The sequence below is a fragment of the Actinobacillus equuli genome, from assembly GCF_900636745.1.
GTDB lineage: Bacteria > Pseudomonadota > Gammaproteobacteria > Enterobacterales > Pasteurellaceae > Actinobacillus > Actinobacillus equuli.
Map to the genome: position 1 here is coordinate 1,980,484 of NZ_LR134310.1, position 22,082 is coordinate 2,002,565.

Genomic DNA, 22,082 nt, shown 5'->3' on the forward strand with positions numbered 1-22,082 from the left:
TTGCAGAATTTAACCGCTTGTAAGGAATAAGAGTAGTTGGTTAACTTTGCTTTGCAATTCTGTCTGATATGGGCAAAATTTTACCAACTATTTAAAACTAAACAACATAACACACAATACTTCGAGAATAAGTCAGCAACTATTGCGCTTTCTCAACCGCATAAACATCAATCGATGAATTGAAGGTTTCTTTATCTAGTTTACCCTGGATACGAATTTTATCGCTTGGGGTCACGTTTAAACCGTTCCATACGTGATCATCAATCTCAATTTTAATATCGCCGGTTGAATCCGCGAAAATATATTCGTCATTATCCACTTGGCGAAGAATTTTACCTTCTAATGTTACACGGCTATCATCGTGTGATGATTTTGCTTGTGCAACAGTAACGATACTGGCTGTGTTAGCGCCAAACGTTTGATTTTGAGAAGTCGGTTGAGAACAGGCTGCTAATAATGTTGCTACCGCTAATGTTGAGAGAACAGTCAATTTTTTCATATTAAAACTCCTAATATAAAAGTTGGTCGGGCAGAAATACTGCCTTAAATAACTAAGCATTATTTTTTAATGCTATATACGTCAATGCTGGATTTATCCCAATCATTTTTATCTACTTTACCTTCAATGGTAATTTTGTCTTTCGGGGTGACATTTTGTCCGTTCCAAGCGTGATCTTCCACTTCGATTTTAATTTCACCGCTAGCATCTTTAAAATAGAACTCATCGTGATCGATTTGCTTGGTGATATAGCCGGTTAATTTTACCGGTGCATCGTCCCACGCTTCGAGTGCTTGTGCAACGGAAGTCGGAGCTGTTTTTGCACCTTCACCGCTAAAGCCGCCTTGTTGTGCCGTAGAACCTTCAAAATTTGCCATTGAAGCTGCAGATAAAGAGAGAAGCGTCGTTAAAACTAATACTTTTTTCATAGAACATTCCTAATTAAATTTTTATTGTTTATTAGATTATTTTAAAACAGTGATGTTATTTACATCTAAAGTCACTCGGCCGTCATCATGGTCAACTTTGCCTGAAATACGCACACGATTATTTGCATTTACCGTTTTGCCTTGCCATGCGCCGTCTTCAATATCGATATGTACAGAACCGGTTGAATCTTTGAAGGTACAATCATCGTTATCGTAGCAATTGATAATGTTTCCGGTCAGAGCGAAATGTGCATTATCACGAGCTTTCTTTGCTTGTGCTACGTTCTTGATTGTTGCAGCTTGAATGTTTGTATGGTTAGATTTAAAACCTCCGTTATTCGCTGAGGTTGTGCTTTCAAATCCAGCCATTGCCGGTGAAGAGATTGCTAAAATTGCAGTTAAAGCTAAAAGTTTTTTCATAAATTTGCTCCGAGTAAAAGTCGTTAAATAACAAAGATAAAAATCAAAGAAATAAAAATAAACAATCGTTAAATAAAAAATAAATATAAAGGCTGCACCTTATCGATGTGTGTATTAAACCAAATAGATCTTAACGAAATCTTAAGAAGTAAAAAATTTTGTTGTTTGCTTAAAAAGTGAGCTAATGAGGCGAGAAAGAGTAAAAAAAGAAGCCCTTTGAAGGCTTCTTTATTTCCATAGGATATGTTATTTCGGATAAACCGGTAAGCGGGCGCAGATTGCTAAGACTTTTTGCTTGGTTGCGGCAATCACACTTTCTTCATTTTCAGTACCCATTGCATCTAATACATCACACATCCAACCGGCTAATTCACGCACATCCGCTTCGTTAAAGCCTCGGCGAGTAACCGATGGTGTACCGACTCGAATCCCTGAGGTGACAAACGGTTTTTGCGGATCATTTGGCACGGCATTTTTATTTACCGTAATATTTGCTTTACCTAAAGCCGCATCTGCCGCTTTACCGGTTTTACCTTGTTTAATAAAGCTGACTAAGAATAAATGGTTTTCCGTACCGTTTGAAACGACATCGTAACCACGTTGTTTGAACACTTCTACCATCGCTTTCGCATTTTTAATCACGTTTTGTTGATAGACTTTGTATTCAGGCTCTAACGCTTCTTTAAAGCAGACCGCTTTTGCCGCAATAATATGTACTAACGGGCCACCTTGGTTCGCCGGGAAAACTGAAGATTGAAGTTTCTTATAAATTTCTTCATCGCCACAAGCTGAAAGAATCAAACCGCCGCGAGGGCCGCCGAGTGTTTTATGGGTTGTGGTTGTTACCACATGAGCGTGTGGTAATGGATTCGGATATAAACCTGCCGCAATTAAACCTGCAACGTGAGCCATATCGACAAATAAATAGGCTCCGACTTCATCGGCAATTTCACGCATTTTTGCCCAATCTACGATTTGTGAATAAGCAGAGAAACCGGCAACAATCATTTTTGGTTTACATTCAAGCGCTTTTTGACGTACATCTTCATAGTCAATTAAGCCTTCGGCGGTGATACCGTAGAGTACCGAATTATAAATTTTGCCTGAGAAGCTAACTTTTGCACCATGAGTTAAATGGCCACCGTGAGCTAAGTCCATACCTAAAATGGTATCGTTCGGTTGAATTAATGCACCATAAACAGCTGCATTCGCTTGAGAACCTGAATGTGGCTGCACATTAACATAATCCGCACCAAATAATTGTTTGGCACGATCAATGGCTAACTGCTCAACGATATCCGCATATTCACAACCGCCGTAGTAACGTTTACCGGGATAACCTTCCGCATATTTATTGGTGAATTGTGAACCTTGTGCTTGCATTACTCGAGGACTTGCATAGTTTTCCGAAGCGATTAGTTCAATATGTTCTTCCTGACGGCGATTTTCGTTTTCAATTGCTTGCCATAAAATAGGGTCGTAATCTTGAATGTTCATGTTTGCTGTAAACATATGAAAGTCCTCTGTGTGCTAGTAAAGAAAATTGCGCAAACGTTTGCGCAATCCGTTTTACAAGCATTCTACACATTTATTATGCTCTATGATAGTGCTTTTTTAATAAAACAATTGCATATTAATTCGTAGTTGAGATGAATATGATTCATATATTTGGATAAGCGGTTGAATTTAGACAATTATTTGCAAATAAAAAAGGCACTCATGGAGTGCCGAGATGAATAGGAGCTAAAATAATTTACTGGACCAGCCAAGCTTAGAGCCAAGCACAGTAAAATAGTTATAGTTGTTAAGATGTAACAAATGCAAGGTATCAGGACTTTTGGTAACGATAATGCGATCTTCCGGTGTAAAAGGCAGATCGTATTGACCGTCGCAACTTACTTCCAAGCTAGGTTGATTATATTGCGCAAAGCGTAAAGAGATTTGGCTGTCTCCATCAATTACTAACGGTCGGGAAGAAAGCGTGTGCGGGTGCATCGGTACTAATGCAATCGCATTCATATTCGGCGTTAAAATCGGGCCGCCCGCAGATAATGAATAGGCTGTCGAACCTGTCGGCGTACTAATAATTAAGCCGTCCGAACGTTGTGAGAATGCAAATTTTCCGTCAATATACACTTCAAATTCAATAATGCGAGCCACTTGGCTGGGGTGAATCACCACTTCGTTCAAGGCATTATTGGTTGCAATAATTTTACCGTTACGCTCAATACGAGCTTCGAGCAAGAAACGCTCTTCAATCACAAACTCCCCACGCTCAATACAATTATGTAATTGCTCGAAAGCAGATTGAGGTGCAATATCCGTCAGAAAACCTAAGTTACCTCGGTTAATCCCAATCAGCGGAACACGATATTTTGCTAATTGACGAGCCATACCAAGCATATTGCCGTCTCCACCGATAACAATGACGAGATTGGCTTGCTGACCGATTTCTTCCAAACTTTTGCCATCAGGGAGATTGAGCTGACGAGCAATATTTTCTTCCAACAGCACATCATAACGGCGATCTTTCAACCAATTATAAACGGCTAAATGCGTCTCTAAAGCAATATCGTGACGAGGCTTGCCCACAATCGCAATACATTCAAAAAATCGTTCTGCAGATTTCATCGTTTTTACTCACAAAATAAGAATTGCTGAATTCTATCCTTTTTTTCACCGATAAGATATGTAAAAAATTTATAAAAAATGACCGCTTGTTATGGCTGCCAAAAACCTAATGTTTCATTAAATTTCCAAATAGGGAGTGTTTTTCCGTAATGTTGCAAAGAAACCGTTGCGAAACGTAGTGCCACTTGAGTTTGATCCGTTTCATCAAGTTGTTCGCATAGCTCGGAAAGCGCTTGGTTTAAAGGTATGGTAAGCCACGGTGTAATCCAAGGTGATTCACAATTAAGTTTTTGATAGCTTATCTCCGCTAAATAATCATTTTCAAAATATGGGTTTTCCCATGCTTTCTCGCTGGATTTAAACATAAATTCCCAGTAGCTTTCTTCGCTAGGTAAACAGACTATTTCTGTTTGCCATTTTCCTTCATTTTTTCTAAAAGGCGTAATCAGTGGCAAATTGGCATTTAACCTATTCGTTAAATTCTCTTGCCAATAAGCGTTTACCCGATTAATACCTTTGTTATTTAATAAATCCCCAATCACTTTATGTTCTAAGTCTGCTAAATTGGTTTCAGCCTGTAGCAGGGACGGCTGAATAATGCGAGGTATCGCGGTGATACTTTCTAAATGTTCTTGCTTGATTAAATCTACCGTTTTATGACTGGTTAATTTGTTAAGTTTATCTTCAAAACCCGGATGGCAGAATATCGGTTCCGAGCCATGATTTTTCGTTTGTAAGCCTCGCCAGTTTGTCGGTAGCAATAAAATATTCGCCTGTGTGGCAATTTTTTCAGGGCGATGGCGCCATACTCGACCTGCTAGCTGAATAATCGAACGCATTGAAGACGGATCAACAATCGCCCAATCATAATCATGATCTCGCCCAACTTCGGTCACCGGACTGCCTAATACAATAAAAATATGATGAACGGCTTTGTCTTGTGTGAGTGCGCTAATAATTTCCGGTTGGGAAAATAGCGCCTCAGGCTCGCTACGATTTAATATTCTGTCGAGTTTCTCCTCGAGTTTGGAACGTAATAGCAACAATTGTTGAGAATGGTAACAGCATAGATGAATTTTATAGTCGCTAAATTGGGTCTTTAAAGGTGTTTTAAATAAGGTTTCAACGAGCGGAATCATTGGCTTGATATTCGCAAAACGGATTAACCCCACGCTGACATATTTTTTAGAGATAGGATCTTGCTGTGCATATCTCTGATGTAAGGTAATGGCTTGTTCAATTAAAGAATCTGCTAGCATCGTATAGTTAATGTCTTGATTTTCTACGGAGCTAAAGGGCGGTAACTGGATAATTTCCGCTTTATGTCGAATAGGTGATTGCATTAACTTTTCAGCACGAGATGCCGTAAATTGAGCATGGTACTGTTCAAACTCTTTTACTGTGGCGCATTTTTGTTGTTGCTGTTTATATTCATCAATCCAAGCGCAACAAATAGGTAACTCAGGGTTGATACCTTGATGACGATTGTAAATCTTACGTCCTGCTTGATAAGCATTAAATAAACCGCTGATAAGATCCGGTGTGAGCGTTGCCGAGGAGAGTAATACTTTACTGCCAAACATTCCCGCCAAATGAACTAAACGGCTCAATGCCGGTAGATCACTTTGACTAAAATCATCGGGTTCGTCTAATACCAGATCAGATGTCAATAAACGTAGTAGAGGCACAATATGCTTACCGCCACGGATTGTTTCCGTTGCTTGAATCATATGATCTAACGTACAACTTACGATAGGTGCATAGAGTAATTTTTTCGCTTTATTATCTGCTAGTAGGGTGCCAAATTCTTCGTCTGCTATGCTACTTTCAAGGACATTCATCCCATAAACTTCATTACCTTCGAACCATTCTTGAACGCTTTCACTACCACTTTGTACTGTTTCATTTTGTAACTCAAATAATTGCTTAGTTGCCGAACCGCCGACTAAAACCGCAAGTTGTTCAGACGATAGCATAAGCTTTTGGCGAAGTGCTAAACCTGTTTGTAGCGTAAGTACGCGTAAACCAAGCGCGATAGTAAAGCGAGCGCTGTCCTGATTACTCAAACCGTACATCATTTTGGCATTAGCGAGTGTTTTTCCACATCCGGTACTCGCCATATTTACCCCAAAGAAGCCGGCTTGTTCGCTTTCCGATTGCACACTTCGCGCTAACTCAAAGGCACGATTTTGCCATTTAAAGCGATCAAGATTCGTACGTTTAGTAAAAGGACGATGTTGCTGAATATGCGGTAGTTCTTTTGCAAGTTTTGGGAGTAAGCGGGCAAATCTTGCGCTTGTTTTACAAACACCAAGCAAATGTTCATCCAGTGCTTGTTTTGGCTGTTTGGTTTTTTTATCTGTATTCGCAAGTAATTTTTCAAAGAAATTAAGGTCTCCCAATCGGCGATCCGCTGGAGCAGAAGAATAATTATGGTCGCCGACAATCAAACACAAACGTGACAAAATAAGTAAGAACGGATCATTTATCGTTTTGTTTAATTGAGATAATTCACGTAAAGGAGCATGGTTTAAGGCTTTGTTAGCCCAACGCTGCATGGCTTTTTGCCAAGCTTTGCTTTCCATCACCAATGTTTTAAATTGCCAGAAGTTTTCCGGTTGAGGATGCTCACTTTGATTCATTACCCAATGTTCTACCGGTGCTAAAAATCGATAGAATAGTTCTACATCTGTTTTAAATATGAAATGTTCTCTTAATTCCCGTTCATAATCACTATGATAACCGAATGTTTTTTGGGTAAAGGGTAATTTATGATGTGAAAGAATGAGCCACAGTACCACTTTAGCAAGCGGTGGAAAATGAGAAAAATTATGCGGATAATCGCTTTTATCCGCAATCAGAGTTAGGTTCGGTAGCCAATCCGGATTCTCTTCAATGTAATTTTGCCAATTTGCTAAACGAGCGAGCCATTGTTCATCCGTATCGCAGCCGGCAATCATGGCTTCAAACAAACGAGCGGAAATCCACTCATGTCGATAACAATCAGGAAAAAATTTCGCTTTAGGCTTTAGTTTTTGCTGAAATGCGATATTCGCTTTACCAATATCATGTAGCAATGCCGCAATAGCGGTTAAAATTTGAATGGAATATGCGCTTAGCCAACCATTTTCATCATCGGCACGTAAAATATTACGTTGAGTACGATTGGTTGGTACACGTCCTTCGGCATTAAATTGACTTTTATCTCCAACAATCCAAAGCAATTCGGTTAAATTTTTACCATGTGTCCAATAACAAGCAACCGCCGTATTTTTACGTGCTGTTTGACGTAACATATTGTGTAGTGTTTCCAATCCGGCTTGGGTAATAGCGGTTTGCCAGCAGCGGTCACCGCAACGTTCGGCAAATTGATCCAATATACGTCTAGTTTCGGTCAGGGCATTTTTATTGCATTGGCTAATCAATAAGATATTCATATATTGGCACCTTCAGAAGCAAGTTGTTTAAGCGTATTGATGATAATATCCAGCGCTTCAAAGCGAATAAGGTTATTAATACAAGCTTGGCGGAATTGTTTCTCATTATCCCCATTCTGTGCGGAAATAAATGCTTGCGGCAGAATAATAGCATCTTTAATAATATCTGCCGCATCAAATACCAAACCGCCACGACGTGTTTTCCCGTGTAATATCGCCAAGCCATGCGGTAAACCGAGCACCCAGCAAGCCGTTGCACCTAAACCATAGGCTAAATAATTACCGTGATCTAAAAATTGATTTGCGCCTTCTTTGCCACTTTCTCTTTTAAAACTTTCGTCATTAAGTGTCGCTTGGTTGGCTAAAGCGTATAGTTTTGCGGTTAAACGACCTTCTGCGGCTAAGAGTGATTGGCTGTCTTTCACATTAGTAAATTCTGCTTGATAATGTTGTACTAATGCCGTTAATTTATCTTGAGCATATTCCCAATCGAACTTGTTCCAAGTTCGAAGTAGTAATTGTAACCGTGCTAATTGCAAAGTTTTTGCTGAATTTAACCGCTTGTTATCGTCAAACCAAAAGCGACACCATTGCTGTAGATATTCGACCGGACGATATTCACTTTGAGGGCTAAAAAAATCACAACCGATTTCTGTTTCCGTCCCATTAAATAGCGGCGTACCGCCTCCACTACAGAAACCAACCATAACCCCTGCTTTTGACAACTCTCGCATTGCCGCTTGAGTTATCGAAGTACCACTTCCCAATAGTAAACAGATAGTATTGGCAATAGGAATATTCCAATAGAGAGATTCATTACCTTTATCGGTAACATACTCGACACGCCCGCCGTTTAATAATATTCGGCAATGTTCTAAGTAATAAATATTCGCCCGTTTAGAATGTAAAATCGTTTTTAAATCCGAAGACGGAATATAAGGTGTTTTTTTCATATTATTTCCTCTTATTTTGTGGACTAAGCTACCTATACGGTAGTGAAGTCATTTGTCGGGTGTGAGCAACTTAAATCTCTTTTCTAAGCTGCCTATACGGCAGTGAAGGTGATATATCTGCGGCTAGTGGTACGTTTAGTTTTCTAAGCTGCCTATACGGCAGTGAAGGCAGCGCAGACATTTGGCACAAACTCACTATGTTTCTAAGCTGCCTATACGGCAGTGAAGATATCACCCACTTGCAAGTCAAAATAAGCACTTTTCTAAGTTGCCTATACGGCAGTGAAGGCCAAGTCGGCGAAATTGGTGCGCACGTGCAATTTCTAAGCTGCCTATACGGCAGTGAAGGCACCATAATAATTTGCGACATTGGCAACTAATTTCTAAGCTGCCTATACGGCAGTGAAGACACGATGACCGGTGTGCTGCACATTAAAGGTTTTCTAAGCTGCCTATACGGCAGTGAAGAAAATACCAGCAAGTGTGGCTGGCGTGAAGGCTTTCTAAGCTGCCTATACGGCAGTGAAGTGGATAGTAGCGGTAATGTTACGGCAAAAAAATTTCTAAGCTGCTTATACGGCAGTGAAGTGTTCAAGGCAGATAGCCTGAATGCGTTTTTATTTCTAAGCTGCCTATACGGCAGTGAAGTCTAAGTGCGCTTCCAGCGCGTTCTCAAATGCTTTCTAAGCTGCCTATACGGCAGTGAAGAAAAACCGTTTGAGTGCGTAGGGTTCCGCTGTTTTCTAAGCTGCCTATACGGCAGTGAAGTTTAGATTTTTAGATAGAGCATTGAGTTTGGATTTCTAAGCTGCCTATACGGCAGTGAAGGCCAACTGCCACCGTTCCGCCCACCTTCACTTTTTCTAAGCTGCCTATACGGCAGTGAAGTTTGTAAAGATTACTATTGTTTTGTTCTGCAGTTTCTAAGCTGCCTATACGGCAGTGAAGGCTTAGATTTCATTTCAGCAAAATATTGGTAATTTCTAAGCTGCCTATACGGCAGTGAAGTATGGGTGGACAAGTTAAGAAATCGTGGAAATTTTCTAAGCTGCCTATACGGCAGTGAAGTTTCTTCAATATCCTAGAATATTTTGTAAAAATTTCTAAGCTGCCTATACGGCAGTGAAGCAAAAATTGTCATAATACCTTTAGGCGTACAATTTCTAAGCTGCCTATACGGCAGTGAAGAGGCTTTTGTCGCTCAGTTGCTTGGCATGACATTTCTAAGCTGCCTATACGGCAGTGAAGCTATTACCATATTTAGCTTGGGCGTTTTCGGTTTTCTAAGCTGCCTATACGGCAGTGAAGCGATCACCGCTAAAGCGGAAAATGCGTTGTCATTTCTAAGCTGCCTATACGGCAGTGAAGGCCAGTTGTCACTTTGAGGATAATCACCTAAATTTCTAAGCTGCCTATACGGCAGTGAAGGAAGTAATGGTTCTGCTGCAAGTGGTTCGGGTTTTCTAAGCTGCCTATACGGCAGTGAAGTTGAAGACCAACATCAATCTTAAATGCGGATATTTCTAAGCTGCCTATACGGCAGTGAAGTCATTACACCTTTCTTCATCTTGGGCAATAAATTTCTAAGCTGCCTATACGGCAGTGAAGTCGTTATTTTACTTTAGAATGTCAGATATACCAAGTTGTTAAAGAGCTTTTAATCAAAAAATCCCTTTTTTGAAAGGTTTTTATAACCCTTTGTTTCTAAAAGAAAAATGAATTCTCTTGAAAAAAGGGTTATAAAATGGGTTAGAAATGCGGAACGGTTGCTACTTGGCTTAATCCATATGCGTTAAATAAGCCGGAAGCGGGTTCTGCTAAACGAAATTGTCGTATTGCCAATACAAAATGCTGCTTAGTACTACTGCTCTTGAGTTTTACATGGGGAAATGTTTTTTGATTCTGTTGATGTATTAGCATCTCTTTGCGAACATCTTCAGTCCATTTCCCTTGTTGAGTTAAAAATTTCTCTGTACGGCGAATAGCACTTTGGCCTTTTCTATGTACCCTTTGGTAACGGTAGTATTCCACTATTTCTTCCGGCACAGGTGTTACCGATGTAATAAGCACATAGTCTTGTAAACCTTCTCCAATTAATTGTGTTTTTATTTGGGTACAATGTTGCTCATTTCCGAAAACTCGAATGATTCCACCAAGCGTGCGCCCTAAGCCGTAAGCTGGAAAGTCTAACCCGATTTCGCCTTGATAAAGCGGTAGAAATTTATGCAAAATTTGCAAACTATGTGCAATTACATCCGTTTGAAGTATATCTACTTGGGGAATCGCTTTTAGCTCAATGTAATGTGTTAATTCACTCATATTTATTCCTTACCGCTTGCGCCAAATACGCCACCTCGAATTAATACGCTAATAACGTAGTGCTGTTGTTCAAGTTCCGGTGCTACGTCCTTTAATACCCAGTTATCGAATAGTGTATAGAAATCGATTTTTTCTTTTGGCTGGCGGAACGCCGTACCAAGATTAGTGACTGCGCCATAAGGTTCGGCTGCAATAGGGAAAGGGGCATTTTCTGCATACCAAGTGTCAATAGTACGAATCGCATTGCCGATTTTTTGTGAATGCATTCCGGCTTTGTTATTGATTTCATACAAAATTTTACTTTTGCGAGTACCGGTATCTAACACCAATTCTTGTGACGGGTATACTTCTTGACCACGTCCCATTTTGGCTTGGGCTTCAATTTCCAGAATGATGAATTCTTCGCCTTTTAAACCTTTTTCAATATAACTTGCAATTTTTTGAAGTTTTTCATCCGCTTGTTCAAAACTGTTAAGCGGCAGTTGTTTGGCATTTTCGAAAACAACGACATCATCCGCGACCTTTATACTGACTTGGATAGTTTCTGCGCTGATACGATTACGCCATAACCAACGAGCATTTGCTAAATTAGTTGCATATCTTTTGGCTAATTCCGACATACCGTGAGTGGTTAAGTAATTTTGAATGGTCGATAGGAGTTTTGCTTGATATTCAGGATCATTACAAACATTAGGCTTTCCTTCAAAAGGTAAAACTTTACAGGTAAATCTTGCGACTAAGGTATCGTAGTCGTCATTTAAAGTTGCAACATCGACGCGCTGTAAATTGGCTTTTTCAATTTCAGCGTCTAATTTGGCAGGATCATTGGCTAATGCGTTTTTTAAGCGATTTGAAATAGTCCCTCTTACCGATTTTTCTCGAATTGTAACCGCAATTTCAGGTGCGTCACTCATGCTATTTTTCTGGGTAAAAGTGGCATCGGAAATATCAAGTTTACGCTCAAATGCTAGAACTGATGCAGTAGTTAATTTTGTCATATTATGCTCCTTGGGTAATTAAATAGAGATTATCTTGCGGGGTGTTGTAGCGCCAAAAACATTGCGATAAATCATCGGGTAAACTAAAAGGGAAAACCCATTTTCCTAAGCTGTAAACCGTTTCAACATATTGGCTTGGGTATTCAGTCGTACGGCAATTTTGCATTTCACCGGCAGTAAATAGCGGTGAAATAGCTTGGTAACCGACAGGAATCGGTACTAGCCATCCTTTTCCTTGATTGACATTAAAGGTTTCCCATTCTTGGGAAGTTGCGTGTTCGGATAATGGAATATGGTGTAATGTTGCTACCTCAAGTAATGCATCCAGCGCATTCGCATTTGGAGTAGCAGGACAGATCGTTATTTCATTATTTGAGATTCCGTTTTGTAATGACTGAGTAATATCCGCTAAGGTTTGCTTTGCATCCATGAGAACGAAAGCCGGCATGAGCGCGAGTTTTATTTCCTTAGTATCACTTAAATTAAAGAGTTCAACATTCTCAATTTGAAAAACACTACCTCCGGCAATTCGTTGTTGCATAAGCAATTTTTGGCAATGTTCAAGAAATTGTGTTTTCTGTTCCGAGTCCTGACTATTTAATGCATAGTAAAGCTCAGGATCTTTAACTTCCATTTCAACGACTAATGAAATATCCAAGTGAATTTTTCCTTCCTCGATAATGGAAGGCGAATCGCCATTTTTTTTGAGAGGGTTACGTGTTTGATTAAAGGTTAAATCTGAGAAATCACTATTTTTATAACCTAATATTTGATAATCATGACAAGCAATCATCACACCGCCTAATTCCACTTGTTGGGGAAATAGTTTACGGCTAAGTGCATGAATCGCACCGGTAAAACCGGTGAGAGCAGGAAAACCATACGTGATTGGGCTAGAAATCGTATTTGCCGCTTGAATTTCAATATGATCAAACAGCAGATAAAAGTTTGGATAATTCATAGCACCTCCTTATATAAACGGCGTAATTGTCGATGTAATTTTTTGCGGAAATACTTACGCCATTCGTTATATTCAGTAGCGGTAAAATCGTCCTGATGTTTTGGAAAGCGTTTTTTGAGCAACGCATTGAGCCAAGCGGCAAAGCGTTGTTCTACTTCAGAAATCCAGTCTTGTTGAGTTAAAGCCGAATGGAATTGTTCTTCTCCATTTAGCTTAGCGCGTTGAGGATCAAGCCAATATTTTTCGCACCAAGCCAGTTGGTAGTCTCGGCTCCAACCGGCAGTACGTTTCTGTAGCTTATAAGCTTGTTGCAGTACCATTTGAACAATTAAGTTTACGGCTTCGGCACGCGGAACTCGAACAATATAATTCTTCCTAGAATCTGCGACTGCTTGATATAGCTGGTATAAACCGGCACGGCAGACATAGGCTAAGCGATCGTTGAAAATCGTATCCTGTGTACTGGTTAAGCGAAGTTCGCCTTTGGAAAAAATGGGAGGAAGAGAGGGAAGTAAATAGTTTCTGCCACCTTGTTTACTGGTTAATAAGCTAACGTTCTGCGGCTTTGTTCCACCTAGTTTAGTGACTGCTAAATGAGGAATAGATATATAGGGATTTTGTGCTTTATTTTTATAACGATTTTCCCTTGCTTGTTTATTTTCCTCAGAAAAACGGGCTTGATTCAGCTTATTATAAATGGCGTGAGTGAAGGATGAAGGATAAAGCGGAATAAGGCAAGTATAGTGATTATCCTCGATAGCTGAACTGCTGTTTACCCATAAAACTTGCTTATTTCGCTCATGTGTTTCCGGTGAGTTTAAATTACCTTTTAATGCCATTTGAAAAGCGATTTTATATTGTGCCGAAAGCGAAAGGTCATCACTAAAGCAGCCGTCCAAACAAGGCTCATCTGTTAGCAATAGGTCTTTTAAAGTCCGTTTATTTACTTCATCAATCATAATATCGAAAAATGCAGCGAGAGGGAGTGCGGCAGCATTACCGTTAGCATCTAAAACAAGTTTATCAATCAATTGAGAACCAACTAATGTCGAGGGGAGATTCAAATTAGCCCGAAAGTTTATATTATTGCCTTTGGCATCGGGGTGGATTCCTTTAGCAATATGAGTACCAAATTTAAGTTGCCTTGCCATTTCGGTTGCTGCGATATGAAGCCAAGTATCAAGCCTATACTTTTCTTCGCTTTTACTAATTTCAGCCTTTATTTTGGCAATCTCTTCCGGTTCGGTCGTCTTTTCTAGTTTTTTGTAATCATTTTCAGATTTTTTAAGGTGTTGAGCTTGTAGGAAATCAATGATTTTAGCCCTAATTTGTAAAGGAGTTATCATAGTTTGACCTCTTTTGTTTTTAATGTGCCTATAAGTATATTTCTTGATCAAAAATTCTCAATTTAATTAAAAGATTAAATTAAATAGCTGATACTTATGGATAATTGCAGAAATGGAGGTAAAAGGTTTTTTCCGTACTTATCGGTATCTAGCCCTATTTACCGAATGTAGTTAGCTTAGACAAGCGGTCTATTTTCATAGAAATTTTGCAAATTGAGCGAGAAATCAGACCGCTTGTTGAGAATTTGTGATAAAATTCGTCCGTTTTGCTCTTCATCCATGGTTGGGGTGATGTAAAACAAATTGTAAAAAAAGATTCAAATCAGACCGCTTGTCAGCGGTTTTTATTTTTAAACCAACAAGTCACCTCTCGTATGGGTGACCACTGTAACAAGGATATAAAAATGCCTATTATCACTTTACCAGACGGCTCACAACGCCAATTCGATAATCCCGTTTCTGTAATGGAAGTTGCGCAATCAATCGGTGCAGGTTTAGCAAAAGCTACGATTGCCGGTCGTGTAAACGGCGAACGCCGTGATGCGTGTGACATCATTTCTGAAGATAGCTCACTTGAAATTATTACCGCAAAAGATGAAGACGGTTTAGAAATCATTCGTCACTCATGTGCGCACTTATTAGGTCATGCGATCAAACAATTATTCCCAGATGTAAAAATGGCGATTGGTCCAACAATCGACAACGGTTTCTATTATGACGTGGATTTAGATCGCTCGCTCACACAAGAAGATTTAGATGCGATTGAAAAGCGTATGCTTGAGCTGGCTAAAACCAACTATGACGTGGTGAAAAAACGTGTGAGCTGGCAAGAAGCGCGTGATACGTTTGAAAAACGTGGCGAACCGTACAAAATGGCGATTTTAGATGAAAATATCGAACGTACTGCAACGCCTGCGTTATATCATCACGAAGAATATATCGATATGTGTCGTGGCCCGCACGTACCAAATATGCGTTTCTGCCACCACTTCAAATTACAAAAAGTTGCAGGCGCATACTGGCGTGGCGACAGTAAAAATAAAATGTTGCAACGTATTTACGGCACGGCTTGGGCAGATAAAAAACAATTAGCGGAATACTTAACCCGTTTAGAAGAAGCGGCAAAACGTGACCACCGCCGTATCGGTAAAGCGTTAGACTTATACCATATGCAAGAAGAAGCTCCGGGTATGGTGTTCTGGCATAATGACGGTTGGACGATTTTCCGTGAGCTCGAAACTTTCGTACGTACCAAATTAAAAGAGTACGATTACCAAGAAGTGAAAGGTCCTTTTATGATGGACAGAGTGCTTTGGGAGCGTACTGGTCACTGGCAAAATTATGCGGATTTAATGTTCACTACGCAATCTGAAAACCGTGAATATGCAATCAAACCGATGAACTGCCCGGGTCACGTTCAAATCTTCAATCAAGGTTTAAAATCATACCGTGACTTACCGATCCGTATGGCGGAATTCGGTTCGTGCCACCGTAACGAGCCGTCTGGTTCATTACACGGCTTAATGCGTGTACGTGGTTTTACCCAAGATGATGCGCATATTTTCTGTACCGAAGATCAAATTGAATCTGAAGTAACCAGCTGTATCAAAATGGTTTATGACATCTACAGCACATTCGGTTTCAGCAACATTCAAGTGAAACTTTCAACTCGCCCTGAAAACCGTATCGGTGAAGATGCGATGTGGGATCGTGCGGAAGACGGCTTAGCAAAAGCTTTAACTGCAAACGGTTTAAGCTATGAAATCCAAGAAGGTGAAGGAGCATTCTACGGTCCGAAAATTGAGTTTGCATTACGTGACTGTTTAGATCGTGAATGGCAATGCGGTACGATCCAATTAGACTTCGCATTACCGGGTCGCTTAGATGCATCTTATGTAGCGGAAGATAACGGTCGCCGTACACCGGTTATGATTCACCGTGCGATTTTAGGTTCTATCGAACGCTTTATCGGTATCATCACTGAAGAATACGCTGGCTTCTTCCCAACATGGTTAGCACCGACTCAAGCAGTGGTAATGAACATTACCGATAGCCAAGCAGACTACGTACAGAAAGTAACGAAAGCGTTATCTGATGCGGGTATTCGTGCGAAATCAGACTTACGTAACGAAAAAGTCGGCTTTAAAGTACGTGAACACACCTTACGTCGAGTACCTTATATGCTTGTGTGCGGCGATAAAGAAATCGAAGCAGGCAAAGTATCGGTGCGTACCCGTAAAGGCGCGGATTTAGGCACATTCACTATTGAAGAATTTGTTGAAATCCTTAAAAACCAAGTGAAAGCTCGTGAACTTAAATTATTAGGCGAAGAGTAATTTCATTATTTGTAAAAGAGCGGTCAAATTTGACCGCTTTTTTTGTGTCCTTTTTATTTAAGTCAATTTTGTATGTTTAAAAGGTTTTTTTGATATGCTAGAATCCCAAAAGGCTTTCCATCTAACCAAAAGGGGTTATAAATGAAAAAATTACTAATGACTACATTATGTGTTGCGGCACTTGGTTTAACTGGTTGTGCAACTGAAGGTTCTAGAGCTATTGCGCCAACAGTAACACAGGCAGCAAGTACAGCAGCAAATTATCACGGTGTAAAATCAGCTATTTCGGTTGGTAAGTTTGATAATAAATCTAGCTTCCAAAATGGCGTGTTTTCAGATGGGCAAGATCAGCTCGGTAATCAATCAAAAACTATTCTTGTTTCCCATTTACAACAAACAGGGCGTTTTTCTGTACTTGATCGAACCAATATGAGCGAAGCGGCTACCGAAGCGAAGATCAAAGGACAAAAACAAAAGCTCAAAGGTGCTACTTATGTAATTACGGGAGATGTAACGGAGTTTGGTCGTAAGACAGTTGGTGATCACCAATTGTTTGGTATTTTAGGACGTGGCAAAGAGCAAGTTGCTTATGCAAAAGTGACCCTTAATGTTGTGAATGTAAATACATCGGAAGTGGCTTATTCAGTGCAAGGTGCGGGCGAATATAACTTATCAAATCGCGAGGTTTTAGGTTTTGGCGGTACAGCAGGTTATGATTCAACCTTAAATGGCAAAGTGTTAGATTTAGCTATTCGAGAAGCGGTAAATAATTTAGTAAATGGAATTGAAGCCGGACACTGGACCCCAGCTAAATAAGGAGTAGCAATGAAGAAGGTAAACGTAATCACATTTGCTCTAATGGCAATGATTTTATCCGCTTGTTCTTCAAAATCAGTAAATACTCAATATTATTGGGGTAATTATTCGGATATCATTTATAGTTATTACAATGAGCCGAATGATTTTGTTAAGCAAGAAAACGGTTTTAATGAAATTATTAAAATGGCAAAAGATGCGAATAAACCGGTTGCACCGGGGGTATATGGACATTTAGGGCTTGTTTTATTAAAGCAAGGGAAAACAGCAGAAGCACAAAATGCCTTTATTCAAGAGCAACAATTGTTCCCTGAAAGCAAAACATTCATGCAATATTTACAACGTAAGAAATAAGGATAAGTAAAATGAAAAAGTTATTAATGTTACTTTCAGGTATTTTGCTCTTATCTGGATGTGCTAATCAACAGATGCCTTCTTATGATTACAGTGCCTTGAAAGAAAGTAAGCCAAAGTCAATATTGGTTGTACTACCTGTAAATAATTCTGTGGATGTTAAGGCAGACACAAGTGTGTTAGCGAGAGCGACTTATCCTTTAGCAGAATTAGGCTATTATGTTTATCCTGTATCACTTGTAGATGAAGTGTTTAAACAAAATGGTTTAACGGACGGTAATGCAATTCGAAGTGCGAATATTAAGAAAATATATGATATTTTCGGTGCCGATAGTATTTTATACATAAATGTGGATAAATACGGTACAAGCTATAAAGTTTTCGATAGTGTTACAGAAGTAGAATTGGAAGGGAAATTAGTTGACCTTAAAACAGGTAAAACACTTTGGGAAGGTACAGGTCGTTTTGCTGAAGGATCTACACATAGTAATGACGGCGCTTTAGTTGCATTAGTTAAAGCAGCAGTTAGTCAAGTGATAGATACAACAAAAGATAAAGGCTATGAAGTTTCAGCTTCCGCAATGAGTTCTTTGGTTCATTTGGGAAGAAATGGTGGGTTATTAGTTGGTCCTCGCCATCCTTCATATGGAAAACCAGAAGTTAAAAAATAGTTGTATATTATATAAGCTCTTAGTGCACTAAGAGCTTATATTACCTTAGTCTAACTAAGTTAATATCGATTATTTTTATGCGTACTATTGCATAACACGTCAATATCTTTTAGAATCCAGACGTTTGCCCTCTAATTAATTTAGATTTTGGGCGTGATAAATTTTAGTCTTCTGCTCAGCAGTCGATTTCAGAGTAAAACTTACAAGAAGGAATAATACTATTAAACCTGTAAAACGTGTTCAGTCGAATCGCGCACATCGTCTTAATGATGAAATTCGTGGCGTGAAGGAAGTTCGCCTAACTGATGAAAATGGCGAACAAGTTGGTATCGTATCAATTCAAGATGCTTTGGCGAGAGCGGAAGATGCTGAATTAGATTTAGTTGAAATCAGCCCTAATGCAGAACCGCCGGTTTGTCGTATTATGAACTATGGTAAGTTCATCTACGAAAAAGAAAAAGCTGCAAAAGAGCAAAAGAAAAAGCAGAAAGTCGTACAAATTAAGGAAATTAAATTCCGTCCTGGTACAGATGATGGCGATTATCAAATTAAGTTACGTAGCATTTTACGTTTCTTAGAAGACGGCGATAAAGTTAAAATTACTGTTCGTTTCCGTGGTCGTGAAATGGCACACCAAGATATCGGTTTAGACGTTTTAGAACGTGTTAAAACAGATACGGCTGAAGTGGCAGTAGTTGAATCAGCACCGGGCAAACTTGAAGGCCGCCAAGCGGTAATGGTTATTGCACCGAAGAAAAAATAATTTATTCTTGCATAAAACGGGCGGATCCTATAAAATCCGTCCGTTTTCTCTTTTGTAAAAAAGAGAAACAAAAGCGATCTACAGGCACATTTCGCAGCCTGATTTGCTTTTTAAGCTGCAAAGCTTATGAGCGGTAACGCTCTTTCGAGATAATTAGCGCTTTCCAAGTAGAAATATGATTAGCGATAATCGCATTTTTCGCCTAATTATTGTGTATTATGTAAAACAATGCGGAGTTTATAAAACAATGCCTAAAATTAAAACAGTACGTGGTGCTGCTAAGCGTTTCAAGAAAACAGCTTCAGGCGGTTTCAAACGTAAACAATCTCACTTACGTCATATTTTGACTAAGAAAACCACTAAACGTAAACGTCACTTACGCCACAAATCAATGGTAGCGAAAGCAGACCAAGTATTAGTAGTAGCGTGCTTACCATACGCATAAGCCGTTAGTAAGTTAAAACGTACTTTAGTGAATTTTAGTTAATTATATACATTAGGAGATTTAATAATGGCTCGTGTAAAACGTGGTGTTATTGCAAGAGCACGCCATAAGAAAGTTCTTAAGGCTGCTAAAGGTTATTATGGTGCGCGTTCACGTGTTTATCGCGTTGCGTTCCAAGCTGTAATTAAAGCTGGTCAATATGCTTACCGTGACCGTCGTCAACGTAAACGTCAATTCCGTCAATTATGGATTGCACGTATCAACGCTGCAGCACGTCAAAACGGTTTATCTTACAGCAAATTCATCAATGGCTTGAAAAAAGCTTCTGTTGAAATCGACCGTAAGATTTTAGCTGACATCGCTGTATTCGACAAAGTTGCATTTGCAGCTTTAGTTGAAAAAGCAAAATCTGCTCTTTAATTTTAAAGAATAGAGATTAGGACGCCTTCGGGCGTCCTTTTTTATATGATGCGAAAATTAGTCATTATTAGAGGACATTCCGGTTCGGGTAAATCAACGTTTGCTAAGCAACAAATAGCGGAATTTGAACTACATTTTCCGAGCGGTAAAGTGTTTCATATTGAAAACGATCAATTTCTATATGAAAACGGTGAATATATTTGGACGAGAGAAAGATTCCAATCCGCTAAAATCTTGTCGGAACAGAAATTAGCATCGGCTTGGGAATTTGCCAAAAGCCATCCGCAACTCCCCGTATTCATTGTAATCAGTAATGTGAATCTGAATTTGCAAGCGGTCGAAAAATACCAAAATATTGCAAATTCATTACAGATGACGATAGAAAAGTATCGGTTGATGAATTTCTTCAAGAATCAACATCATGTTGATGTCTATACGGTATTGAGTATGTATTTGGCGTTAGAACAACAACCATTAGTAGATGAAATTACAGTTAAGCCAATAAAGAAAATGCCCTATTTTATGTGTATGATATTAGAAAAAATGCGTAAGCGTAGGGATAAAAAAGGCATACAAGCGGTCTAATTTTCGCTTATTTTTACAAAGAGGAAAAATAATGAAAAAAGTAATGTTACTTGCGTTGCCTTTCGTTGTAGCGGCTTGTTCGGCACCGGAGCAACAAAGTACGGTTCCAATGGATATGCAAGCAGTTGCGGAATATCAACAACGTGTAGCAAGCGGGAATACCGTTTCGGAAAAACAGAAGCAACGTGTTGCTCAGCAAATTGAACCGGACGAACCGCTTAATCAAAGCGATAAGCGTCCGAAAGTAGTCAGACAGGTTGTAAGAGAGCCGGTGATTTATCCAAGCATTGGCATTGGTTACGGTTATCACAGACATCGCCATCACTGGTAATAAAAAAGCTCCGATTAAGTCGGAGCTTTTTCACTATGCTAGTTTGCGATATCTTTACGGAAAGATACCATTAATTGGTCGATTTTAAAATTCTCGGTATCAATAATTTCGAATTTATATTGATCATAAAGAACAAAATCGGTTTTCTTTGGGATTTTGCGTAACATATACATCATAAAACCACCGATAGTTTCATAGTTTTCCGCATTCGGGAAGCTTTCGATTTCTAACGCTTTCATCACGTCTTCGAGTGGTGTAGCACCGTCAATTAACCACGAATCTTCATCTCGGCGGACAATTTGTTCTTCTTCGGTTGAAACTAATTCACCCATCACGATACTCATTACGTCATTGAGAGTCAGAATTCCCACAACTAGTGCGTATTCGTTTACGATAACGGCAAAATCTTCACCGGCGGATTTAAACAGCTCTAATACTTCGTAAAGTGACAACGTATCCGGAATAAAAAGCGATTTTTTCAGTAGTTTCGTATCCGTTAGTGATACGTTATCGTTTTTGAGGTATTGCGTCAGTAGATCGTGCGTTTCGATATAGCCTAAAATTTTATCCAATCCGTCATCACAGATTAGTACTTTGGAATAGGGATCTTCACCCAGTGTTTCCAATACTTTTTCTCGATTATCTGTGCGATTTAAAAACACAATATTTTCACGCGTGGTCATGGTGGAAGTCACTCGGCGCTCTTGCATTTCAAACACATTTTCAATGAGGTAATGCTCTTGTGCTTTTAAAATACCGGCTTTCGCCCCCGCATCAACCACCGCTACAATATCTTCGGAAGTCATATTGTCTTGGCGAACAGTAGAAACGTGAAATAACTTAAATAACGTATTGGCAATCCAATCGAAAAACAGCACGAGCGGCTTAAATAATGCGATACAAAACATCATAATGCCGATGGTTCGTACTGCTACTTTTTCCGGGTATGTCATCGCAATACGTTTCGGCATTAAGTCTGCAAAGAGGACAAATGCCGAAGTGACAATGATAAAGGCAATCCAAGAAGCAGCGCCATCAACCCATTCTGCTTGCGTATATTTTGAAAGTAATTCGCTAAAGTAAGGATTGATCGCACTTTCGCCGACCACACCGCCAAGAATTGCTACCATATTTAAGCCGATTTGTACTACGGTAATAAAGCGTCCCGGCTGTTCTTGGAGCTTTAAAACTTTTTCGGCACGGAGGTCGCCCTCGTTAATCATTGCCTGTAATTTCAGCTTTCTTGCACCGGCAAGAGAGATTTCTGAAGATGAGATAATCGCACTGGCAATAATCAGTAATAAGATAATCAAACTTGCTTCAAATAAGCTCATAAAATCCTCTGTTTGATAAGTTGTGATGTATAAAA

General features: G+C 39.5%; 22 protein-coding genes and 1 CRISPR repeat array. Of the genes, 9 read left to right on the forward strand and 13 right to left on the reverse strand.

The genetic code is table 11. The features are described 5' to 3' along the window. Positions 1–139 precede the first annotated feature (139 nt). From EL121_RS09270 to EL121_RS11710, 12 genes are all read right to left on the reverse strand, one after another. Positions 140–499 carry a YgiW/YdeI family stress tolerance OB fold protein gene (locus EL121_RS09270; protein WP_039196328.1) on the reverse strand — a complete coding sequence of 120 codons (360 nt, stop codon included), beginning with the start codon at positions 497–499 and terminating at the stop codon, positions 140–142. A 59-nt stretch (positions 500–558) separates the two neighbouring features. Beyond that, positions 559–927, reverse strand: coding sequence for a YgiW/YdeI family stress tolerance OB fold protein (locus tag EL121_RS09275; RefSeq protein WP_039196329.1), 369 nt, complete (start codon positions 925–927; stop codon positions 559–561). A 36-nt stretch (positions 928–963) separates the two neighbouring features. Further along, complete coding sequence (locus EL121_RS09280) at positions 964–1,347, reverse strand: YgiW/YdeI family stress tolerance OB fold protein (RefSeq protein WP_039196330.1); 384 nt, start codon at positions 1,345–1,347, stop codon at positions 964–966. Positions 1,348–1,593: 246 nt separating this feature from the next. After that, a complete protein-coding gene (glyA, locus tag EL121_RS09285) occupies positions 1,594–2,859 on the reverse strand; it encodes a serine hydroxymethyltransferase (protein WP_039196331.1) in 1,266 nt (421 codons plus the stop codon). 231 nt (positions 2,860–3,090) lie between these two features. After that, positions 3,091–3,978 carry an NAD(+) kinase gene (locus EL121_RS09290; RefSeq protein WP_039196332.1) on the reverse strand — a complete coding sequence of 296 codons (888 nt, stop codon included), beginning with the start codon at positions 3,976–3,978 and terminating at the stop codon, positions 3,091–3,093. Positions 3,979–4,067: 89 nt separating this feature from the next. Continuing rightward, positions 4,068–7,415, reverse strand: coding sequence for a type I-F CRISPR-associated helicase Cas3f (gene cas3f / locus EL121_RS09295; RefSeq protein ID WP_039196333.1), 3,348 nt, complete (start codon positions 7,413–7,415; stop codon positions 4,068–4,070). Then, a complete protein-coding gene (cas1f, locus tag EL121_RS09300) occupies positions 7,412–8,368 on the reverse strand; it encodes a type I-F CRISPR-associated endonuclease Cas1f (protein WP_039196334.1) in 957 nt (318 codons plus the stop codon). The genes cas3f and cas1f overlap by 4 nt, the downstream gene beginning before the upstream one ends. Positions 8,369–8,388: 20 nt before the next feature. Beyond that, a CRISPR array of direct repeats spans positions 8,389–9,976; the repeat unit is 28 nt; unit sequence TTTCTAAGCTGCCTATACGGCAGTGAAG. 141 nt (positions 9,977–10,117) lie between these two features. Continuing rightward, the gene (gene cas6f, locus EL121_RS09305; protein WP_039196335.1) at positions 10,118–10,687 is read right to left on the reverse strand and encodes a type I-F CRISPR-associated endoribonuclease Cas6/Csy4; all 570 of its coding nucleotides are present in this window, start codon (positions 10,685–10,687) and stop codon (positions 10,118–10,120) included. A 2-nt stretch (positions 10,688–10,689) separates the two neighbouring features. Beyond that, positions 10,690–11,685 (reverse strand): type I-F CRISPR-associated protein Csy3, encoded by a 996-nt coding sequence (csy3, locus tag EL121_RS09310; protein ID WP_039196336.1) that lies wholly within the window; start codon positions 11,683–11,685, stop codon positions 10,690–10,692. A 1-nt stretch (position 11,686) separates the two neighbouring features. Continuing rightward, positions 11,687–12,646, reverse strand: a complete 960-nt coding sequence (csy2, locus tag EL121_RS09315) for a type I-F CRISPR-associated protein Csy2 (RefSeq protein ID WP_039196337.1) — start codon at positions 12,644–12,646, stop codon at positions 11,687–11,689. After that, positions 12,643–13,992 carry a type I-F CRISPR-associated protein Csy1 gene (csy1, locus tag EL121_RS09320; RefSeq protein WP_039196338.1) on the reverse strand — a complete coding sequence of 450 codons (1,350 nt, stop codon included), beginning with the start codon at positions 13,990–13,992 and terminating at the stop codon, positions 12,643–12,645. The genes csy2 and csy1 overlap by 4 nt, the downstream gene beginning before the upstream one ends. A 176-nt stretch (positions 13,993–14,168) precedes the next feature. Further along, positions 14,169–14,294, reverse strand: a complete 126-nt coding sequence (locus EL121_RS11710; RefSeq protein WP_269419892.1) for a hypothetical protein — start codon at positions 14,292–14,294, stop codon at positions 14,169–14,171. 102 nt (positions 14,295–14,396) lie between these two features. On the opposite strand from EL121_RS11710, the gene thrS reads away from it, so the two are divergent. The 9 genes from thrS to EL121_RS09365 all read left to right on the forward strand — a co-directional run bounded on the left by thrS (position 14,397) and on the right by EL121_RS09365 (position 20,713). Then, complete coding sequence (thrS, locus tag EL121_RS09325; RefSeq protein WP_039196339.1) at positions 14,397–16,328, forward strand: threonine--tRNA ligase; 1,932 nt, start codon at positions 14,397–14,399, stop codon at positions 16,326–16,328. 141 nt (positions 16,329–16,469) lie between these two features. Then, entirely contained in the window at positions 16,470–17,144 is a 675-nt protein-coding gene (locus EL121_RS09330; protein ID WP_039196340.1) for a CsgG/HfaB family protein, read from the forward strand. A 9-nt stretch (positions 17,145–17,153) separates the two neighbouring features. Further along, complete coding sequence (locus tag EL121_RS09335) at positions 17,154–17,498, forward strand: DUF4810 domain-containing protein (protein ID WP_018652799.1); 345 nt, start codon at positions 17,154–17,156, stop codon at positions 17,496–17,498. 11 nt (positions 17,499–17,509) lie between these two features. Next, positions 17,510–18,169 (forward strand): DUF799 domain-containing protein, encoded by a 660-nt coding sequence (locus EL121_RS09340; RefSeq protein WP_018652798.1) that lies wholly within the window; start codon positions 17,510–17,512, stop codon positions 18,167–18,169. 220 nt (positions 18,170–18,389) lie between these two features. Next, the gene (infC, locus tag EL121_RS09345; protein WP_081456961.1) at positions 18,390–18,932 is read left to right on the forward strand and encodes a translation initiation factor IF-3; all 543 of its coding nucleotides are present in this window, start codon (positions 18,390–18,392) and stop codon (positions 18,930–18,932) included. Positions 18,933–19,179: 247 nt separating this feature from the next. After that, positions 19,180–19,377, forward strand: a complete 198-nt coding sequence (rpmI, locus tag EL121_RS09350; RefSeq protein WP_005596065.1) for a 50S ribosomal protein L35 — start codon at positions 19,180–19,182, stop codon at positions 19,375–19,377. Between the two features lie 66 nt (positions 19,378–19,443). Next, complete coding sequence (rplT, locus tag EL121_RS09355; protein WP_005596075.1) at positions 19,444–19,797, forward strand: 50S ribosomal protein L20; 354 nt, start codon at positions 19,444–19,446, stop codon at positions 19,795–19,797. 48 nt (positions 19,798–19,845) lie between these two features. Beyond that, complete coding sequence (locus EL121_RS09360) at positions 19,846–20,382, forward strand: recombinase RecA (RefSeq protein WP_039198946.1); 537 nt, start codon at positions 19,846–19,848, stop codon at positions 20,380–20,382. Between the two features lie 31 nt (positions 20,383–20,413). Continuing rightward, complete coding sequence (locus tag EL121_RS09365) at positions 20,414–20,713, forward strand: hypothetical protein (protein ID WP_039196341.1); 300 nt, start codon at positions 20,414–20,416, stop codon at positions 20,711–20,713. A 38-nt stretch (positions 20,714–20,751) separates the two neighbouring features. On the opposite strand, the gene EL121_RS09370 is transcribed toward EL121_RS09365, so the two are convergent. Further along, positions 20,752–22,047, reverse strand: coding sequence for a hemolysin family protein (locus EL121_RS09370; RefSeq protein ID WP_039196342.1), 1,296 nt, complete (start codon positions 22,045–22,047; stop codon positions 20,752–20,754). Positions 22,048–22,082 lie beyond the last annotated feature (35 nt).

Excerpts from the sequence above, each read along its gene's own strand:
- cas1f (WP_039196334.1), bottom strand. The coding sequence starts at position 8,368 with ATGAAAAAAACACCTTATATTCCGTCTTCGGATTTAAAAACGATTTTA.
- cas3f (WP_039196333.1), bottom strand. The coding sequence starts at position 7,415 with ATGAATATCTTATTGATTAGCCAATGCAATAAAAATGCCCTGACCGAA.
- EL121_RS09335 (WP_018652799.1), top strand. The coding sequence starts at position 17,154 with ATGAAGAAGGTAAACGTAATCACATTTGCTCTAATGGCAATGATTTTA.
- EL121_RS09365 (WP_039196341.1), top strand. The coding sequence starts at position 20,414 with ATGAAAAAAGTAATGTTACTTGCGTTGCCTTTCGTTGTAGCGGCTTGT.
- EL121_RS09340 (WP_018652798.1), top strand. The coding sequence starts at position 17,510 with ATGAAAAAGTTATTAATGTTACTTTCAGGTATTTTGCTCTTATCTGGA.
- csy1 (WP_039196338.1), bottom strand. The coding sequence starts at position 13,992 with ATGATAACTCCTTTACAAATTAGGGCTAAAATCATTGATTTCCTACAA.
- EL121_RS09370 (WP_039196342.1), bottom strand. The coding sequence starts at position 22,047 with ATGAGCTTATTTGAAGCAAGTTTGATTATCTTATTACTGATTATTGCC.
- cas6f (WP_039196335.1), bottom strand. The coding sequence starts at position 10,687 with ATGAGTGAATTAACACATTACATTGAGCTAAAAGCGATTCCCCAAGTA.
- EL121_RS09290 (WP_039196332.1), bottom strand. The coding sequence starts at position 3,978 with ATGAAATCTGCAGAACGATTTTTTGAATGTATTGCGATTGTGGGCAAG.
- thrS (WP_039196339.1), top strand. The coding sequence starts at position 14,397 with ATGCCTATTATCACTTTACCAGACGGCTCACAACGCCAATTCGATAAT.
- rpmI (WP_005596065.1), top strand. The coding sequence starts at position 19,180 with ATGCCTAAAATTAAAACAGTACGTGGTGCTGCTAAGCGTTTCAAGAAA.
- EL121_RS09360 (WP_039198946.1), top strand. The coding sequence starts at position 19,846 with ATGCGAAAATTAGTCATTATTAGAGGACATTCCGGTTCGGGTAAATCA.
- EL121_RS09270 (WP_039196328.1), bottom strand. The coding sequence starts at position 499 with ATGAAAAAATTGACTGTTCTCTCAACATTAGCGGTAGCAACATTATTA.
- EL121_RS09330 (WP_039196340.1), top strand. The coding sequence starts at position 16,470 with ATGAAAAAATTACTAATGACTACATTATGTGTTGCGGCACTTGGTTTA.
- EL121_RS09275 (WP_039196329.1), bottom strand. The coding sequence starts at position 927 with ATGAAAAAAGTATTAGTTTTAACGACGCTTCTCTCTTTATCTGCAGCT.
- csy3 (WP_039196336.1), bottom strand. The coding sequence starts at position 11,685 with ATGACAAAATTAACTACTGCATCAGTTCTAGCATTTGAGCGTAAACTT.
- csy2 (WP_039196337.1), bottom strand. The coding sequence starts at position 12,646 with ATGAATTATCCAAACTTTTATCTGCTGTTTGATCATATTGAAATTCAA.
- rplT (WP_005596075.1), top strand. The coding sequence starts at position 19,444 with ATGGCTCGTGTAAAACGTGGTGTTATTGCAAGAGCACGCCATAAGAAA.
- glyA (WP_039196331.1), bottom strand. The coding sequence starts at position 2,859 with ATGTTTACAGCAAACATGAACATTCAAGATTACGACCCTATTTTATGG.
- EL121_RS09280 (WP_039196330.1), bottom strand. The coding sequence starts at position 1,347 with ATGAAAAAACTTTTAGCTTTAACTGCAATTTTAGCAATCTCTTCACCG.